General features: G+C 69.0%; 13 protein-coding genes. 6 read left to right on the top strand and 7 right to left on the bottom strand.

What is annotated here, in order from left to right:
• Positions 1-104 precede the first annotated feature (104 nt).
• The 3 genes from recG to ABSH63_RS12735 all read right to left on the bottom strand — a co-directional run bounded on the left by recG (position 105) and on the right by ABSH63_RS12735 (position 4,843).
• Positions 105-2,198 carry an ATP-dependent DNA helicase RecG gene (gene recG, locus ABSH63_RS12745; protein ID WP_352890251.1) on the bottom strand — a complete coding sequence of 698 codons (2,094 nt, stop codon included), beginning with the start codon at positions 2,196-2,198 and terminating at the stop codon, positions 105-107.
• Entirely contained in the window at positions 2,191-2,583 is a 393-nt protein-coding gene (locus ABSH63_RS12740) for a RidA family protein (RefSeq protein ID WP_352890250.1), read from the bottom strand. Before ABSH63_RS12740 ends, recG begins: the two co-directional genes overlap by 8 nt.
• A gap of 97 nt (positions 2,584-2,680) precedes the next feature.
• Entirely contained in the window at positions 2,681-4,843 is a 2,163-nt protein-coding gene (locus ABSH63_RS12735) for a RelA/SpoT family protein (protein ID WP_352890249.1), read from the bottom strand.
• 68 nt (positions 4,844-4,911) lie between these two features.
• On the opposite strand from ABSH63_RS12735, the gene ABSH63_RS12730 reads away from it, so the two are divergent.
• The 3 genes from ABSH63_RS12730 to ABSH63_RS12720 all read left to right on the top strand — a co-directional run bounded on the left by ABSH63_RS12730 (position 4,912) and on the right by ABSH63_RS12720 (position 7,134).
• Positions 4,912-5,310, top strand: coding sequence for a hypothetical protein (locus tag ABSH63_RS12730; RefSeq protein ID WP_352890248.1), 399 nt, complete (start codon positions 4,912-4,914; stop codon positions 5,308-5,310).
• A 78-nt stretch (positions 5,311-5,388) separates the two neighbouring features.
• Positions 5,389-6,288 (top strand): hypothetical protein, encoded by a 900-nt coding sequence (locus ABSH63_RS12725; protein ID WP_352890247.1) that lies wholly within the window; start codon positions 5,389-5,391, stop codon positions 6,286-6,288.
• Positions 6,289-6,309: 21 nt separating this feature from the next.
• A complete protein-coding gene (locus ABSH63_RS12720) occupies positions 6,310-7,134 on the top strand; it encodes a hypothetical protein (protein ID WP_352890246.1) in 825 nt (274 codons plus the stop codon).
• A 10-nt stretch (positions 7,135-7,144) separates the two neighbouring features.
• On the opposite strand, the gene ABSH63_RS12715 is transcribed toward ABSH63_RS12720, so the two are convergent.
• Positions 7,145-8,383: an RsmB/NOP family class I SAM-dependent RNA methyltransferase gene (locus ABSH63_RS12715; protein WP_352890245.1), complete on the bottom strand. Its 1,239-nt coding sequence runs from the start codon at positions 8,381-8,383 to the stop codon at positions 7,145-7,147.
• Between the two features lie 326 nt (positions 8,384-8,709).
• Here ABSH63_RS12715 and ABSH63_RS12710 point away from each other — a divergent pair, with 326 nt between their 5' ends.
• A complete protein-coding gene (locus ABSH63_RS12710; protein ID WP_352890244.1) occupies positions 8,710-9,690 on the top strand; it encodes a response regulator in 981 nt (326 codons plus the stop codon).
• A 1-nt stretch (position 9,691) separates the two neighbouring features.
• On the opposite strand, the gene ABSH63_RS12705 is transcribed toward ABSH63_RS12710, so the two are convergent.
• The 3 genes from ABSH63_RS12705 to ABSH63_RS12695 are packed head-to-tail and all read right to left on the bottom strand — an operon-like array spanning position 9,692 to position 10,993.
• The gene (locus ABSH63_RS12705; RefSeq protein ID WP_352890243.1) at positions 9,692-10,069 is read right to left on the bottom strand and encodes a DUF423 domain-containing protein; all 378 of its coding nucleotides are present in this window, start codon (positions 10,067-10,069) and stop codon (positions 9,692-9,694) included.
• The gene (locus tag ABSH63_RS12700) at positions 10,066-10,344 is read right to left on the bottom strand and encodes a hypothetical protein (RefSeq protein WP_352890242.1); all 279 of its coding nucleotides are present in this window, start codon (positions 10,342-10,344) and stop codon (positions 10,066-10,068) included. The genes ABSH63_RS12705 and ABSH63_RS12700 overlap by 4 nt, the downstream gene beginning before the upstream one ends.
• Before the next feature lie 46 nt (positions 10,345-10,390).
• Complete coding sequence (locus ABSH63_RS12695) at positions 10,391-10,993, bottom strand: DUF2845 domain-containing protein (protein ID WP_352890241.1); 603 nt, start codon at positions 10,991-10,993, stop codon at positions 10,391-10,393.
• A gap of 148 nt (positions 10,994-11,141) precedes the next feature.
• Here ABSH63_RS12695 and ABSH63_RS12690 point away from each other — a divergent pair, with 148 nt between their 5' ends.
• Together ABSH63_RS12690 and ABSH63_RS12685 are read left to right on the top strand one after the other, a co-directional pair.
• Positions 11,142-13,289, top strand: a complete 2,148-nt coding sequence (locus ABSH63_RS12690; protein ID WP_352890240.1) for a protein-disulfide reductase DsbD family protein — start codon at positions 11,142-11,144, stop codon at positions 13,287-13,289.
• A 3-nt stretch (positions 13,290-13,292) separates the two neighbouring features.
• Positions 13,293-13,961: a thioredoxin family protein gene (locus ABSH63_RS12685; RefSeq protein WP_352890239.1), complete on the top strand. Its 669-nt coding sequence runs from the start codon at positions 13,293-13,295 to the stop codon at positions 13,959-13,961.
• Positions 13,962-14,023 lie beyond the last annotated feature (62 nt).

The following is a 14,023-nucleotide window of genomic DNA, read 5'->3' as shown; positions in this document are numbered from 1 at the left end:
TGCGGGATCAGGCTTGCCGGGCGGCGCCGCGAGCCGTCATCCTGCCGCTGCGTTCACCGCCGATCGATCACCGGCGCATACGGCCGCATGTACACGAAGCGGCGTCACACCATCGCATAGCGCTCGGGATCGCCGATCCAGCGGGCGATCAAGCCTCGCGCCAGCGCGGGCCGCTCGGCGAGCAGACGGTCGGCGAGCGGTTGCAGCATCTGCACCAATGGCGCATCGCGCACCGGATCGGCGAGCTTCATACCGATCTCGCCGGTCTGCCGTCGGCCGAGCAGCTCGCCCGGGCCGCGCAGCTCGAGGTCACGCTGGGCGATGGCAAAACCGTCGGTGGTGGCGCGCAAGGTTTCGAGGCGCGCGCGCGCCATGTCGCCGAGTGGAGGTTGGTACAGCAGCACGCACTGGCTCTCACGCGCGCCGCGGCCGACGCGGCCACGGAGCTGGTGGAGCTGCGACAGGCCCAGGCGCTCGGCATTGTCGATGACCATGATGCTGGCATTGGGCACGTCCACGCCGACCTCGATCACGGTGGTGGCGACCAGCAGTTGTGTGGTGCCGTCCTTGAAGGCGCGCATCTGCGCCTCTTTTTGGTCCGGCTTCATGCGGCCGTGGACCAGGCCCACCTGCAGTTGCGGCAGCTCTGTGCGCAGCCGTGCGGCGGTGGCCTCGGCGGCCTCGGCGTTCAGCTCTTCCGATTCCTCGATCAGCGTACACACCCAATAGGCCTGTCGCCCCTGGGCGCAGGCGCGGCCGATGCGCGCGACGATCTCGGCGCGCCTTTGCGCCGACAGCGCGACCGTGGTCACCGGTGTGCGCCCGGGCGGCAGTTCGTCGATGACGGAGACGTCCAGGTCCGCGTACAGCGTCTGCGCCAGCGTGCGCGGAATCGGCGTCGCCGACATGATCAGCTGGTGCGGCGCGAGCTCGCCGCCCTTGTCGCGCAGGGCGAGGCGTTGCTGCACACCGAAACGGTGCTGCTCGTCGACGACGGTGAGGGCGAGACGCGCATACTCGACGCCGTCCTGCAGCAGCGCATGGGTACCGACGGCGATCGCCGGGCGCGGCGCCGCGAGCGCTTGGAGCACGCGCGTGCGCTCGGCCTTCTTGACGCGGTTGGACAAGAACAGCGGCGTGATGCCGAGCGGCGCGAACCACGTACTGAGCGTGCGCAGATGCTGCTCTGCGAGCAGCTCGGTGGGCGCGACCATGACCGCTTGCAGGCCGTCGCGGTACGCGGCGAGCAGCGCGGCGGCGGCGATCACGGTCTTGCCGCTGCCGACGTCACCCTGCACTAGACGCAGCATCGGTCGGCTCACGGCCAGATCCCTCGCCACTTCATCGAGCACGCGCCGCTGGGCGCTGGTCGGCGCGAATGGCAGCACGCCGAGCAGGGCCGAGACGGCCTCACCCGGCTCGCGCATCGCCTGCGCCGGGCGCGCTTTGAGGCGTCCGCGCAGCAGGCGCATGCCGAGCTGATGCGCCAGCAGCTCCTCGCGAATCAGGCGCGTCTGCGCCGGATGGCGACGCTCGATCAGTGCCTCGGCCTCGGCGTCGCTCTTCGGATGATGGATTGCACGCAAGGCATCGAGCGTGGCAGGTCCGTCGAGGCCGGGCAGCGGCGCCGCGAGCGCCGCGTCGGCGGCGGCGAGTTCCAACGCCAGCGTAATCAAGCCGCGCAGGCGCTGCTGGGTGATGCCGGTGGTCAGCGAATAGATTGGCGCCAAGTGTTCGTCGGGCTGCAGCACCTCGGCATCGTCGGCGACGCGGTACTGCGGATGGATCATCTCCGGGCCGGCGGCCCCGTTGCGCACGCTGCCATAGGCCTGTAGCCAACGACCTTCGCGCAGGCTCTCGCGCTGCGCCGGGTTGAAATGGAAAAAGCGCAGCAGCAGGCTGCCGCTGCCGTCGTCGATGACCACACGCAGCGTGCGCCGTCCGGCAAGGCGCAGCTCGACCGCGACGATGCGCCCACGCACCAGCGCCTCGGCGCCCGGCCGCAGGCGCGCGCAAGAGGTATGCCGGCGCCGGTCCTCGTAGCGCAGCGGCAGGTGGAACAACAGATCGCGCACGCAGCACAGGCCCAGCGTGCGCAGACGCTGGGCGACGGCCGGTCCGGCACCCTTGAGATAGGTGATCTCGGAATCGAGCGTCAGCGGCGCTCGTGGGCCGCTGCGGCGCCGCGCGTCAGTCAATGACGAGAATGCCGTCGGCTTCGATGCGCGCGCCGCGCGGCAGGCTGGCGACGCCGATCGCGGCGCGTGCCGGATACGGCGCATCGAAGTAGTTCGACATGATCTCGTTGACCTTGGCGAAGTGCGCGAGATCGGTCAGGAATACGTTGAGCTTGACGATGCCGGCGAGCGAGCCGCCGGCCGCCTCGCAGACCGCCTTGAGGTTGCGGAACACCTGGTGGATCTCATCCTCGATGGTCGCGTTGACCAGGGTCATGGTCTTCGGATCGAGCGGGATCTGCCCCGAGAGATACACCGTCTGTTTGGCGTTGCTGCAGGCCACGGCCTGCGAGTAGGTGCCGATGGCGGCGGGGGCGGCGTCGGTACGGATGATTTTGCGGTTCATGCGGTCGGCCTCGGAATCGGTTCTGCACCCGGCGCTAGTTTAGAACCGCGTACGCCCTCCCACGTCTCACGTCTCACGTCTCACGTCTCACGAAAGGCTACGCACGCCAGACGCGCTCGATCCATTCGATTCTGCGGATGCGACGCACGACGCGCGCCAGATGTACACGGCTCTTCACCGCGACGATGAAGCGCATTTCCACGGCCTCCCCGCCAGCGCGATCCGGCATCTGCACGTTCTCGATCGAGGCCTCGGCATTGGCGAGTTCGGCGGTGATGCGCGCCAGAAGGCCGCGCTTGTTGTAGGCCTTGACGCGCAGCTCGGCGATGAAGTCCCCCTGCACCTTCTCCGACCAGGCCAGCGGCACCCAGTCCTGCGGCCGGCCCTTGACGTGCTTGCATTCGATGCGGTGCACGACGATGCCGCGGCCGACGCTGACATGGCCGCGGATGTCGTCGCCGGGCAAGGGGTGGCAGCAGCGCGCGTAGTCCAGCACCAGACCCTCGGTGCCCTCGATCGCCAGCGGCGCGGCGTTGCCCGCCTCGTCCGGCGCGCGGGCGTCCCTGGGCAGGAAATGCCGCGCCACGAGCGGCGCCAGGCGCTGACCGCTGCCGATGGCGGCGTACAAATCCTCCACGTCAGCGAACTTGTGCGCGGCGAGCACGGGGGCGAGTCTGGCTTCATCCTTGAGCACCGATGCCGGCACCGCGAGCTCGCGCAGGGCGATCTCCAGCAAACGCCGGCCCAGACGCACGGCCTCGTCCTCGCGCTGCTGGCGCAGATAGTTGCGAATGGCCGAACGCGCCTTCGCCGTCTTGACGAAGTGCAGCCAGGCGGCGTTGGGCCGCGCGTGGCGCGCCGTGATGATTTCCACGGTCTGCCCGTTGACGAGCGTGGAATTCAGCGGCTCCAACACCCCGTCCAGACGCGCGGCGACGCAATGATCGCCCAGATCGGAGTGGACGGCGTAGGCGAAGTCGACCGGCGTCGAGCCGCGCGGCAACCGGCGAATCTCACCGCGCGGTGTGAACACGTAGACCTCGTCCGCGTACAGATCGATCTTGACGTTCTCGATGAAGTCCAGCGGGCTGGCATTGCCGAAGTCGTCGAACAGACTCGCCACCCACTCGCGCGCACGCGCCTGCGGCTGCTTGTGGCCCTCGCGTGCCCCTTGCTTGTACTGCCAGTGGGCGGCGATGCCGCTCTCGGCGACGTGATGCATGTCGCGCGTGCGGATCTGCACCTCGATCTTGTGTCCGCCGGGGCCGATGCAAGCGGTGTGCAAGGATTGATAGCCGTTGGCCTTGGGGTTGGCGATGTAGTCGTCGAACTCCTGCGGCACCGGCTTGTAGACGTGGTGCACGACACCCAGCGCGCGGTAGCAGTCATCCACCTTGGAGACGATCACGCGAAAGCCGAGCAGGTCGGTGACCTTGAGCAGCTTGAGCTTCTTGCGCCGCATCTTCTGGTAGATGCCGTACAGGTTCTTCTGCCGACCGACGACGCTGGCGCCGATACCCTCTTCGCGCAAGGTCATCGACAGCTTCTGCTCGACCTCGCGGATCAGCTTCTTGGTGTCGCCGAGCTGCGCGCTGACCCCTTCCTGCAAGACGCTGTAGCGCTTGGGATAAAGGTGGGCGAACGCCAGATCCTCCAGTTCGGTGCGGATCACGTTGATGCCCAGGCGATGCGCGATCGGCGCGTAGATCTCCAAGGTCTCGCGCGCGATGCGGCGGCGTTTGTCGGGCGCGACGTGGCCGAGCGTGCGCATGTTGTGCAAACGGTCGGCGAGCTTGACCAGGATCACGCGCAGATCCTTGGTCATCGCCAGCAGCAGCTTGCGGAAGCTCTCGGCCTGCATTTCGGCGCGCGAGCGACCCTCGATCCGGGTCACCTTGCTGACGCCGTCGACCAACTCGGCGACATCGGCGCCGAACTCCAGCGCCAGCGACTCCTTGGACACCCCTGTGTCCTCGATCACGTCGTGCAGGATCGCCGCGATGAGCGTGGTGTGATCCATGCGCATCTCGGCGAGCGTGCGCGCGACCGCGAGCGGATGGTAGACATAGGGCTCACCGGAAGTGCGGCGCTGACCTTCGTGGACGCTGGTCGCGAACTCCGCCGCTCGGCGCACCTCGGCGACGAGATTGTCCGGCAGATAGCCTTCGACGATACGGCTGAGCGCGTCGATGCCGAACGCCCGCTCCGCACGCTGCGTGCGCAGGGCGTTCGACAGGCGCTGCATGACCGTCATCTCCATGACGCCAGTATAGGTTCAGGGCTGCGCCGCTTTCCGCCCCAACCGGCGTGTGGCAGAATCCCGCCGCCATGCGTATACCCCGGCCTTTGAGCGTCTGCCTCGGCATCCTCGCGGCGCTGATGCAGTTGCTGTTGCCGCAGGTGCATGCCACGGCCTACGCCGAGCGCAGCGGCGATCCGCTGGCCTACGCATTGTGCGGCGCCGGCGCCGCGCCGGGTCTTGCCGCCGAGCTGCGCCAGATCCTGCCGGCCGAGGTGATCGCGGCGCTGGACGCCGCTCACGCGAGCCCCGATTTGCCGGACTGCCATGCCTGCGTCGGCGCCCACGCCGTCGCCGCGGTACAGACGGCATCGGCATCGACCGATGTTCCCGGCAGTGATCCTTGCCTAGCCGCGACGGATTTTTTCGCGCATCAGCGCCCCATCCGTGAACGGCCGCCGGTCCGCGGCCCGCCCGCAAGCGGCTGAGCACCAGGCCAAAGGCGCCGGCGTCGGCGCCAAGTGATCCGCTCGACGACCGCCCGAGGCGGTCCACGGAGGTTCCCCATGCATTCCCCGATCCGGGGCGCGGCCCTTCTGGCCGGCCTCGCCGCCGCGTTGCTGCAGACGCCGGGCCACGCCTGCTCGACCTGCAAGTGCGGCGACTACACCATCAGCCTGTTCGGCACCGAAAAACCTTTCGAAAGCCGCTTTCGTGTCGGCATCGACTACTTGTATCGCAGCGAAACGCAGGGCGATCCCGCGCTGCTCGCGCGCCAAACCGATGAACAGCGCCTGCTGCTCGGCCTGTCCTACGCACTGACCGACGATCTGAGCGTCGCGCTGCAGGCGCCGTTCGTGCGCAAGCAGATCCGCGACGGCAACCTTGCCCGGCAGCAGGCGGAAGGATTCGGCGACGTCGACCTCGTCGGCCGCTTCACGCTGCTGCGCGAAGGCGGGGTGTCCGGCCGTCACCTGGCTGGCCTGCGCGTCGGCGTGCGCCTGCCGACCACGGAGCAGGTGCGCGACGGCAATGGCGACAGGCTCGACATCGACGTGCAGCCGGACGCTGGCAGCACCGTGCCGAACCTCGGCGGCTGGTACGCGTACTTCCGCTACCCGTGGTTCGTCACCACGACGCTGACGGCCTTCAGCTTCGGCGACGGCAACCAGGATTTCTCGCCCGGCGACGCCGTGGTCGCCTCGGCGCTGGCGCAGTACGGCCTGACCCAGAGCTTCGCGCTGCAGGCCGGTATCGACGCGCGCTACGCCGAGCGCAACCGCTTTTCCGGCGTCGAGGACCCGGACTCTGGCGGCACGCTGGCGATGGTCTTCGGTGGCATCGCGCTGCGCATGGCCGACGAGCTGGTGCTCAGCGCCGGCGCCCAAGTGCCGGTCCTCGACGACCTCAACGGCCATCAGGAGGAAGACCCGGTAGTCCGGGTCGGCCTCGCCTACGACTTCTGAACAGACTTTGGAGACCCACCCATGCACTTAAAGCACATCCCACTCGCCGCCCTCATGCTTACACTGCTCGGCGCCTGCGACCGCACCGGCAGCCGCGCCGACGGCATCGAGGTCGCGATCGAGGCCCTGCCGGTCGGCACCGCGCACGAACACGACGAGGGCCACCACACCGAGCAGGCGACGGCCAAGCACAGCAGCGACCGCTACGTGACCTTCCGCCGCGGCGACGGCATGAAGATCGACCTGCAACTCGGACTGGTCAATCTGGTGCCGGTCGAGCTGCAGCCCTGCGACAGCCTCACGATGCGACTGCACCGTGGCCTCGAATGGCTCAGTCCGCTGTCCAGCGCGCATGCCCATGCGGACCACGACTCAGCGGCGAGCGCAGGACCGATCGACGTGGTCGCCGGTCACGCGCAGACCCTCGGCACGCTGGCCGCGCGCCCCGGTCGATACTGCGCGCTCGTCGCCGAACTGCGGCCGGGCACCCGTGCCGCCAAGCACGGCGGCGGGCTCGACACGACGCTCGACGGCGCGGCCATCGGTGTCGCGCCGTGCTACTACCCGACGACGGTCGGCATGTCCGACGAGGAAGCCGCCGCGGTCACCGCGCATTCCTGCATCCAGGCCAAAGCCCAGGACACGACGCGCAGGCTCACGCTACCGTTTCCCGCCGGTGTGGTGCTCGATGCCGCGAACACCGACCTCACCGTCACCGTGGCAATCCACTACGAGGCGTGGTTCGAGGACATCGATTTCGCAACCCTCGAGCACGACGCCGCGCAACAGGCGCGCCTGGCCGACAACGTCGTCGCCGCGCTACAGGCCTGGACCGATCGCGAATAGCCCGGGCGGCTCACCCGCAGCGGCGCAGGCAGGCACCGAAGAATCCATCGGTGCCGTGCCGCTGCGGCCACAGCCGCAGGCACTCGCCGGGCAGATCGACGCCCTGCACGCGCAACAGATCACCGGCGTTCATCGGCTCGAATTGCCGGTGCTCACTGACGAAGGCGCGCACGACTTGCTCGTTCTCTTCCGCGAGCAGGCTGCACGTGGCGTAGACCAGCCGTCCGCCGGGCCGCACATGGCGCGCCGCCTGCGCGAGGATCTGCGCCTGCAGGCGCGCCAGCGCCGGCAGGTCGAGCGCCTTGAGCCGCGCCTCGGGCTGGCGCCGCCAGGTGCCGGTGGCCGAGCACGGGGCATCGACGAGGATGGCATCGAAGCACAGATCGGCCGGCACCGCATCGACGCCGCCCAGGCGCACACAGCGCACGCCGGCGCGCCCGAGGCGCGGCAGCATGCGTTGCAGCCGCCGCGCATCGGCGTCCAGCGCCCACAGCTCACCGCGGTCCTGCATCGATGCCGCCAGCGCCAGCGTCTTGCCGCCGGCACCGGCGCACCAGTCGGCGATGCGCTCGCCCGGTCGAGCCGCCACCAGCAACGCGAGTAACTGGCTGCCCTCGTCCTGCGGTTCGATCCAGCCGTCGCGATACGCCGGCAGCGAGGTGAGCGCCGCGCGCTCGGCGAGGCGCAGCCCCAGCGGCGCGAGCGGCGTCGGCGTCGCCGACAGATTGGCCGCGGCCAGCGCCTCGATCGCCTGCGCGCGCGTGCACTTGAGCGCATTGACGCGCAGATCGACCGGCGCCTGCTGGCGCAGGGCCGCGGCCAACGCCGCGGTTTCATCGACGCCCAGGCGCTCCACCCAGGCGGCGTGAATCGCGTCCGGCACGTTGTCGCGCTCGGCAGCCGTGAGCGTGGACGGATCGAAGTCGGCGAGTCGGGCCGCCAGCGCTGGCGCCTGCGCCACGCCCAGACGCGCGAGGCCGTCGGCGTCGCTCATGCCGCTGTCGAGCGCCTGCAACGCACAGATCGTCGCGGCGTCGGTGCCGCCGGCGATGCGCTGCAAGCGGCGCAGGTCGCGCAGGCTGCCATAGACCAGTTCGGTGACGCGCGCGCGGTCGCGCCCACCCATCGCCCGGCGCTCGCGAAACGCGGCCTGCAGCAGCCGATCGGCGGCACGGTGCTCACGCAGCACCGCGTCCAGTACCGCACAGGCCAGCGTCCATTGGGCAGGGAAGATCCGGGCGCGGTTCATGGCGGCGGCATCCGAGGTTGTGTGATGACCGTTCGTCGGCTCGCTTGACACAAGCTATTGTGACTTGACAAACGCAATGACACTATCAGTCGTGGTTGGCGGACTGGGGACAAGGGGTCTACGGCGCCAATCGCCTTTCGCCATCAGGAGGTCATCATGGCTGCCAAGAAAGCTGCGAAGAAGGCTGCAAAGAAGACGGCAAAGAAGAAGTAATCACACACACGAGCGGTATTTTCTTCGCGGCAGCGCCGGGCGCTGCCGCTTTTTTGTTTCGCGGCCCGGTGGCTGCTAGATTCCGAACCTGTCCGGACTCATGGGGGATGAGCATGGGCGAACGCCTCGCACTGGTCGTCGATGACTCCAAGTCGGCCCGATTCGCCTTGCGCAAGTATCTGGAGAGTCACGCGTTTCGCGTCGACACCGCCGACAGCGCGCGTGCCGCCTATGCCTGGCTGCAGACGCAGCGCCCGGACCTAATCTTCCTCGATCACGTGATGCCGGGCGAGGACGGCTTCACCGCGCTGCAGCACATCAAGCAGGATCCACAGACGGCCGACATCCCCGTGGTCATCTGTTCGTCGAACGAGGGCAGCGCCTTCGTCGCGGAAGCGCGCAGCCGCGGCGCCGCCGACGTACTGGCCAAGCCGCCGACACCGGAACAGTTGCGGCGCGTGCTGCAGCAGCTCGGCACGCAGGCGCCGCCCTTGCCGCGTCCCGCCGTCGATGCCGCGACGCCCTCGGCGAGCACCCCCGTGCCGGCCGCCGTGCCCCAAGCCGCAACACCCGGCCGCGTCCCCACCCCCGCGGCCGAGCCGGCCATCGACGGCGCGACCGATACCGCACGGCTCGACGAACTGCGCGCCGAGCTGGACCTCTTGCGCGCGGAGCTGTCCAGCTCGAGTGGCGATGCGGCCCAGGCCACCGAGGCGCTGCAAGCGCGCGCCAGCGCGATCGAGGCGCGTCTGAGCGCGATCGAGCAACGCCTGGCCAGCGACCTCGCCAGTTCGCGCAAGCACCTCGACAAGGAGATCGAGGCACTGCGCCGCCACGGCGAGCAGGCGCTGGCGGCGCTGCGCGCGCAGCACGAGTCCGCGCTCGAGGCGCTGCGCGCCGAGCAGCAGCGCACGCTCGACGAACTAGCACAGCGACACGCGCAAGAGCGGGACAGCCAGCGACGCCAGTTCGACATCGAACTGCGCGTGATTCACAAGCAGTTGCGTGCGGAGCTCGAGCGCGCCATCCACACGGCGCGTGAGCAAACGCTGCAGGAGTTGCGCGCGCGCCTGCTGGCGGCGCTGAACAAATAGCTCAGGGCGCGCGCAACACGCCCAGCAGCAACAGCCCCCAGCCGGCGAGCAGCAAGACGCCGCCGAACGGCGTCACCGCGCCCAGCATGCGTAGTCCGCTCAGGCACAGCGCGTAGAGGCTGCCGCTGAACAGCAGCACGCCGAGCGCAAAGCAAGTGCCCGCCCACTGCAGCGGCGCACTGGCGACGAGCTGGCGCAGCAGCAGACCGACGCCGAGCAGCGCGAGTGCGTGGTACATCTGGTATTCGACTGCGGTCTTCCACACCGCGAGCAACTCGGGACTCAGCCGCCCCTTGAGCGCGTGCGCACCGAAGGCGCCGAGGGCGACGCCGAAAAAGCCGTAGACAGCACCGACGGCGAGCCAGGTGGCCGGCATCATCGCTGCACCTCGACGAGGCCAAACACGATGCCAGCGCCGTGCGTCGAGCCGGCGGCGGCATTCGCCGTCGGCCGCGGTAATCTCGGACGAGGCGCTTGCGCCGCACGCTTGCGTTTGCGCACCCATCGCAGGTCGTTTGCGTTGATGCCGGCCCTGAGGCGGCACAGCGACGGACCACCGCTGTGCGCGCCATGCTCGGCGAAGAGCCGGCCGCCGCGGCCACGGACGCCGAACGGGGCGAGGTCGTCGGAACGATCGCTGTGCATGGCACGCACCTACTCTGGAACAAGCGGGGCGCCGATCATACGCCGGCGTGTGCAGCTACGGATCGAAGCCGCGGCGGCCGCTGCGCACGTCGGCGACGCGGCCGTTCTCGAGTATCACGATGCGCAGCAGATGGCTGCTGCCGAAGTTGTAGGTCCACTCCTCACGAAAGACTCGGATCAGCGCGTGGTAGGGATCGTGCAGGCTGCCGTGGCGGTACCGCCGGTCCGGCACCAGCACGTAATCCGCGGCGCGCGCGATCGGCTCCCCGCAGCGCGACAGCAGCCGGTACTTGCTCATACCGCGGGTGATGTCGCTCTGCCCGCAGGAACCGGCGCCCTGCGCGGGAAAGCCGTAGCCCTCGGTGTCGATGCGGTGCACGCGGCCGTTGCGGATCTGCAGCACGCGCAGCAACTGGCTCGATCCGCGGTTGTAGACCCACTCCTCGATGCGCGGATGCAGGCCGTGGCCGGGGCCGTAACCGTGCGGCAACGGCCAGACATCGACGAAATCCGGCTCGCCGCAAATCGCCACCGCCTCGGCCGCGAGCATGCCTTCGCTGAGCAGGCGCGATCCGCAGCGCATCGAGTTGGCGTCGGCCGGTCCAAACGGCAGCAGCAGCGCGATCCAGGCCGCGGCCACGCGCCATCGTACGAGCATCCTCATGACGTCAGTTTGCCGCCGATCCGCCATGGAGGAAACCGGATGCTCGCGCGCCGCCCCCACTGCTACGCTTACGCCCCGGCAGCACCGCACTGAACCTTATCCTCACCCCTGCGGTCTGACGCCTGACTTTATGACAGACGCCATGTCATCGCGCCCTCATCCGATCCCTTACCTGAGCGTCCTGCTGCTGGCCACCTTGGCCGGCAACGTCGCCGCGGCACCGGTGCGCACCGCCGAGGTCGAGGCCGAGCTGCACGCACAGACACTGGCCCTGCAGCACGGCGACAACCTCGTCGGCCTGCGCCTGCGCCCCGAGCCCGGCTGGCATGTGTACTGGCGCAATCCGGGCGATTCCGGCATTCCGACCAAGCTCGAATGGACGCTGCCCGCCGGCATCGATGCCGGCGAGCTGCAGTGGCCCTACCCGCACCCCGAATCGCTGGGCGAGCTGACCAACTACGGTTATGCCGAGGAAACCCTGCACCCGGTGACGATCCACGTCGACGATGCAGTCACGGACGAGACCGTGACGCTGCGCGCGCGTGCGAGCTGGCTGGCGTGCAAGGACATCTGCGTGCCCGGTGCGGCGGACCTCGAACTGACGCTGCCGCTGGGCGACGCTCCGGCGCAGCCCAACCGCGACTGGTCGCATCTGTTCGACAAGGCCCTGCGCGAACTGCCGCAGGCGGCCGGCGACTGGCCGGCGCGCTTTGCTACCGATGGGCGCGATGTCTCGCTCGCAGTCGAAAGCCCGGCGCTCGAGGGCGCACGCCGCGTCGCGTTCTTTGCTTACGCCAACGATCTGGTCAATCACGCGGCGCCGCAACGCGTCGCGCTCGAAGGTGCGCGGCTACGCCTGAGCCAGACGATCAGTCCGTACTTCGTCGATGCGCCGGCGCGCGTCGAGGGCGTGCTCGTCGTCGAACACGAAGAGGGCACGCGCGCTTACGAGATCAGCGCCGCGCCGGGCGTGGTCGCCGTCGTCGCACCGACGGCGACGATGCCGGCGCTCGAACCGCGCCGCAGCAGCATCGGCACAGGCAGCGGCGCCCCGCCGCCGACGCTTGCGCTGGTGCTGCTGTTCGCCCTCGTCGGCGGTCTGATTCTCAACCTGATGCCCTGCGTGTTCCCGGTGCTCTCGCTCAAGGCGCTGTCGCTGGTCAAGGCCCATGGCGACGACGGCGGCGAACGCCGGCGCCAGACCTATGCCTACAGCGCCGGCGTGATCGCGTCCTGCGTGCTCGTCGCCGCAGCGATGCTCGTGCTGCGCAGCGCCGGCGAGGCGGTCGGCTGGGGCTTTCAGTTGCAGTCGCCGGCCTTCGTCGCGCTGATGACCTACGTGCTCTTTGCGCTGGGCCTGTCGCTGTCGGGTGCGGTGAACTTCGGCGTCGGCCTGATGAATTTGGGCAGCGGGCTGACGCAGCAACCCGGGCTTGTCGGCGCCTTCTTCACCGGCGTGCTCGCCGTCGTCGTCGCCAGTCCGTGCACGGCGCCGTTCATGGGCACTGCGCTGGGCTATGCGATGACGCAGCCGGCGTGGATCGCGCTGCTGGTGTTCGCGACGCTGGGCCTGGGCCTGGCACTGCCGTTCCTGCTGCTCGGCTGGTTCCCCGCGCTGGCGCGGTACCTGCCGAAACCGGGCGCGTGGATGGAGCGCTTCAAGCAGCTCATGGCCTTTCCGCTGTATCTCTCGGTGGTCTGGCTGCTGTGGGTGCTGGTGCGCCAGACCGATGCGCAGGCCCTGGCACGCGTGCTGCTCGGCCTGGTCGCGATCGCGTTCGCACTGTGGCTGTGGGCCTCGCGCGGCGTCGTCGCATCGACGCTCAAGCTCGCGGCGCTCGCTGGCGCGTTCGCGCTGGCGCTGATGCCGGCGCAGGGCGGCGGCAGCGCGCCGACCCCGAGCGCAGCCTACGAGCCGTGGTCGAGCGAGCGTGTCGCCGAGCTGCGCGCCGACGGCCGCACGATCTTCGTCGACTTCACCGCCGACTGGTGCCTGAGCTGTAAGGTCAACGAGCGCGTCGCGCTCAAGTCGGCGAAGGTGCAGCGCGCGTTCGCCGAGCACAACGTCGCGCTGCTCGTCGGCGACTGGACCCGCGCCGATCCGCTGATCACCGCAGAGCTCGCGCGCTTCGGGCGCAACGGCGTGCCGCTGTATCTCGTATATGTGGATGGCGGCGAGCCCGTCGTGCTGCCGCAGTTGCTGACGCCGGAAATCGTCCTCGCCAGCTTGAGTGCCGCCGATGGCATAGACCGCGACCGCCCCGTCGCAAAACGCAAAGATGGAGACTGACAGATGCGCCTGACTACCGCCTTCGCCGTCGCCGCCGCTCTTGCCACCGGCGTCGTCGCCGCCGCCCCCACGATCGGACAGCCAGCCCCTGCCTTCACCGCCGTCGACAGCAAGGGCGCGACCGTGTCGCTCGCCGACTTCAAGGGCAAGTTCGTCGTGCTCGAATGGACCAACGACGGCTGTCCGTTCGTGCAGAAGCATTACAGCGGCGGCGCCGACGGCAACATGCAACGGCTGCAGCGCAAGGCCCGCGACAAGGGCGCCGTGTGGCTGTCGGTGATCTCCTCGGCGCCCGGCAAACAGGGCCACGTCAGCGGCGAGCAGGCCGATGCCCTGAGCGAACAGCGCGGCGCCGTGCCCACCCACGTGCTGCTCGACGAAAGCGGCGAAGTCGGCCGTCTGTACGAGGCCAAGACCACGCCGCACATGTTCATCGTCGATCCCGAGGGCACGCTGATCTATGCTGGCGGCATCGACAGTATCCCGTCCGCGGACGTCGACGACATCCCCAAGGCGACGCCCTACGTCGAACTGGCGCTGACGCAGGCGATGGCCGGCGAACCGGTCCGGCATCCCCTGACGAAGCCCTACGGCTGCTCGATAAAATATTGGGTAATTCCTAACCTTTCCGGACCAGAATTGGACGTAGCTCCTGGATTGAGATCTGCTTGAGAAGCTTGTGCAGCAAGGGTTGCAGGTTCTCGTGCCGGTGATTGAACCGGTAGCAAACTTCG

Origin of the sequence: Sinimarinibacterium thermocellulolyticum (assembly GCF_040327995.1) — a bacterium.
Classification (GTDB): Bacteria; Pseudomonadota; Gammaproteobacteria; order Nevskiales; family Nevskiaceae; genus Solimonas; species Solimonas thermocellulolyticum.
Note: the sequence above shows the minus strand (reverse complement) of the source record. Positions and strands in the feature narration are given on the sequence as shown.

Coding starts and splice junctions, on each gene's coding strand:
- ABSH63_RS12720 (WP_352890246.1), top strand. CDS start 6,310: ATGCACTTAAAGCACATCCCACTCGCCGCCCTCATGCTTACACTGCTC.
- ABSH63_RS12695 (WP_352890241.1), bottom strand. CDS start 10,993: ATGCTCGTACGATGGCGCGTGGCCGCGGCCTGGATCGCGCTGCTGCTG.
- ABSH63_RS12740 (WP_352890250.1), bottom strand. CDS start 2,583: ATGAACCGCAAAATCATCCGTACCGACGCCGCCCCCGCCGCCATCGGC.
- ABSH63_RS12725 (WP_352890247.1), top strand. CDS start 5,389: ATGCATTCCCCGATCCGGGGCGCGGCCCTTCTGGCCGGCCTCGCCGCC.
- ABSH63_RS12705 (WP_352890243.1), bottom strand. CDS start 10,069: ATGATGCCGGCCACCTGGCTCGCCGTCGGTGCTGTCTACGGCTTTTTC.
- ABSH63_RS12735 (WP_352890249.1), bottom strand. CDS start 4,843: ATGGAGATGACGGTCATGCAGCGCCTGTCGAACGCCCTGCGCACGCAG.
- ABSH63_RS12715 (WP_352890245.1), bottom strand. CDS start 8,383: ATGAACCGCGCCCGGATCTTCCCTGCCCAATGGACGCTGGCCTGTGCG.
- ABSH63_RS12710 (WP_352890244.1), top strand. CDS start 8,710: ATGGGCGAACGCCTCGCACTGGTCGTCGATGACTCCAAGTCGGCCCGA.
- ABSH63_RS12730 (WP_352890248.1), top strand. CDS start 4,912: ATGCGTATACCCCGGCCTTTGAGCGTCTGCCTCGGCATCCTCGCGGCG.
- ABSH63_RS12690 (WP_352890240.1), top strand. CDS start 11,142: ATGTCATCGCGCCCTCATCCGATCCCTTACCTGAGCGTCCTGCTGCTG.
- ABSH63_RS12685 (WP_352890239.1), top strand. CDS start 13,293: ATGCGCCTGACTACCGCCTTCGCCGTCGCCGCCGCTCTTGCCACCGGC.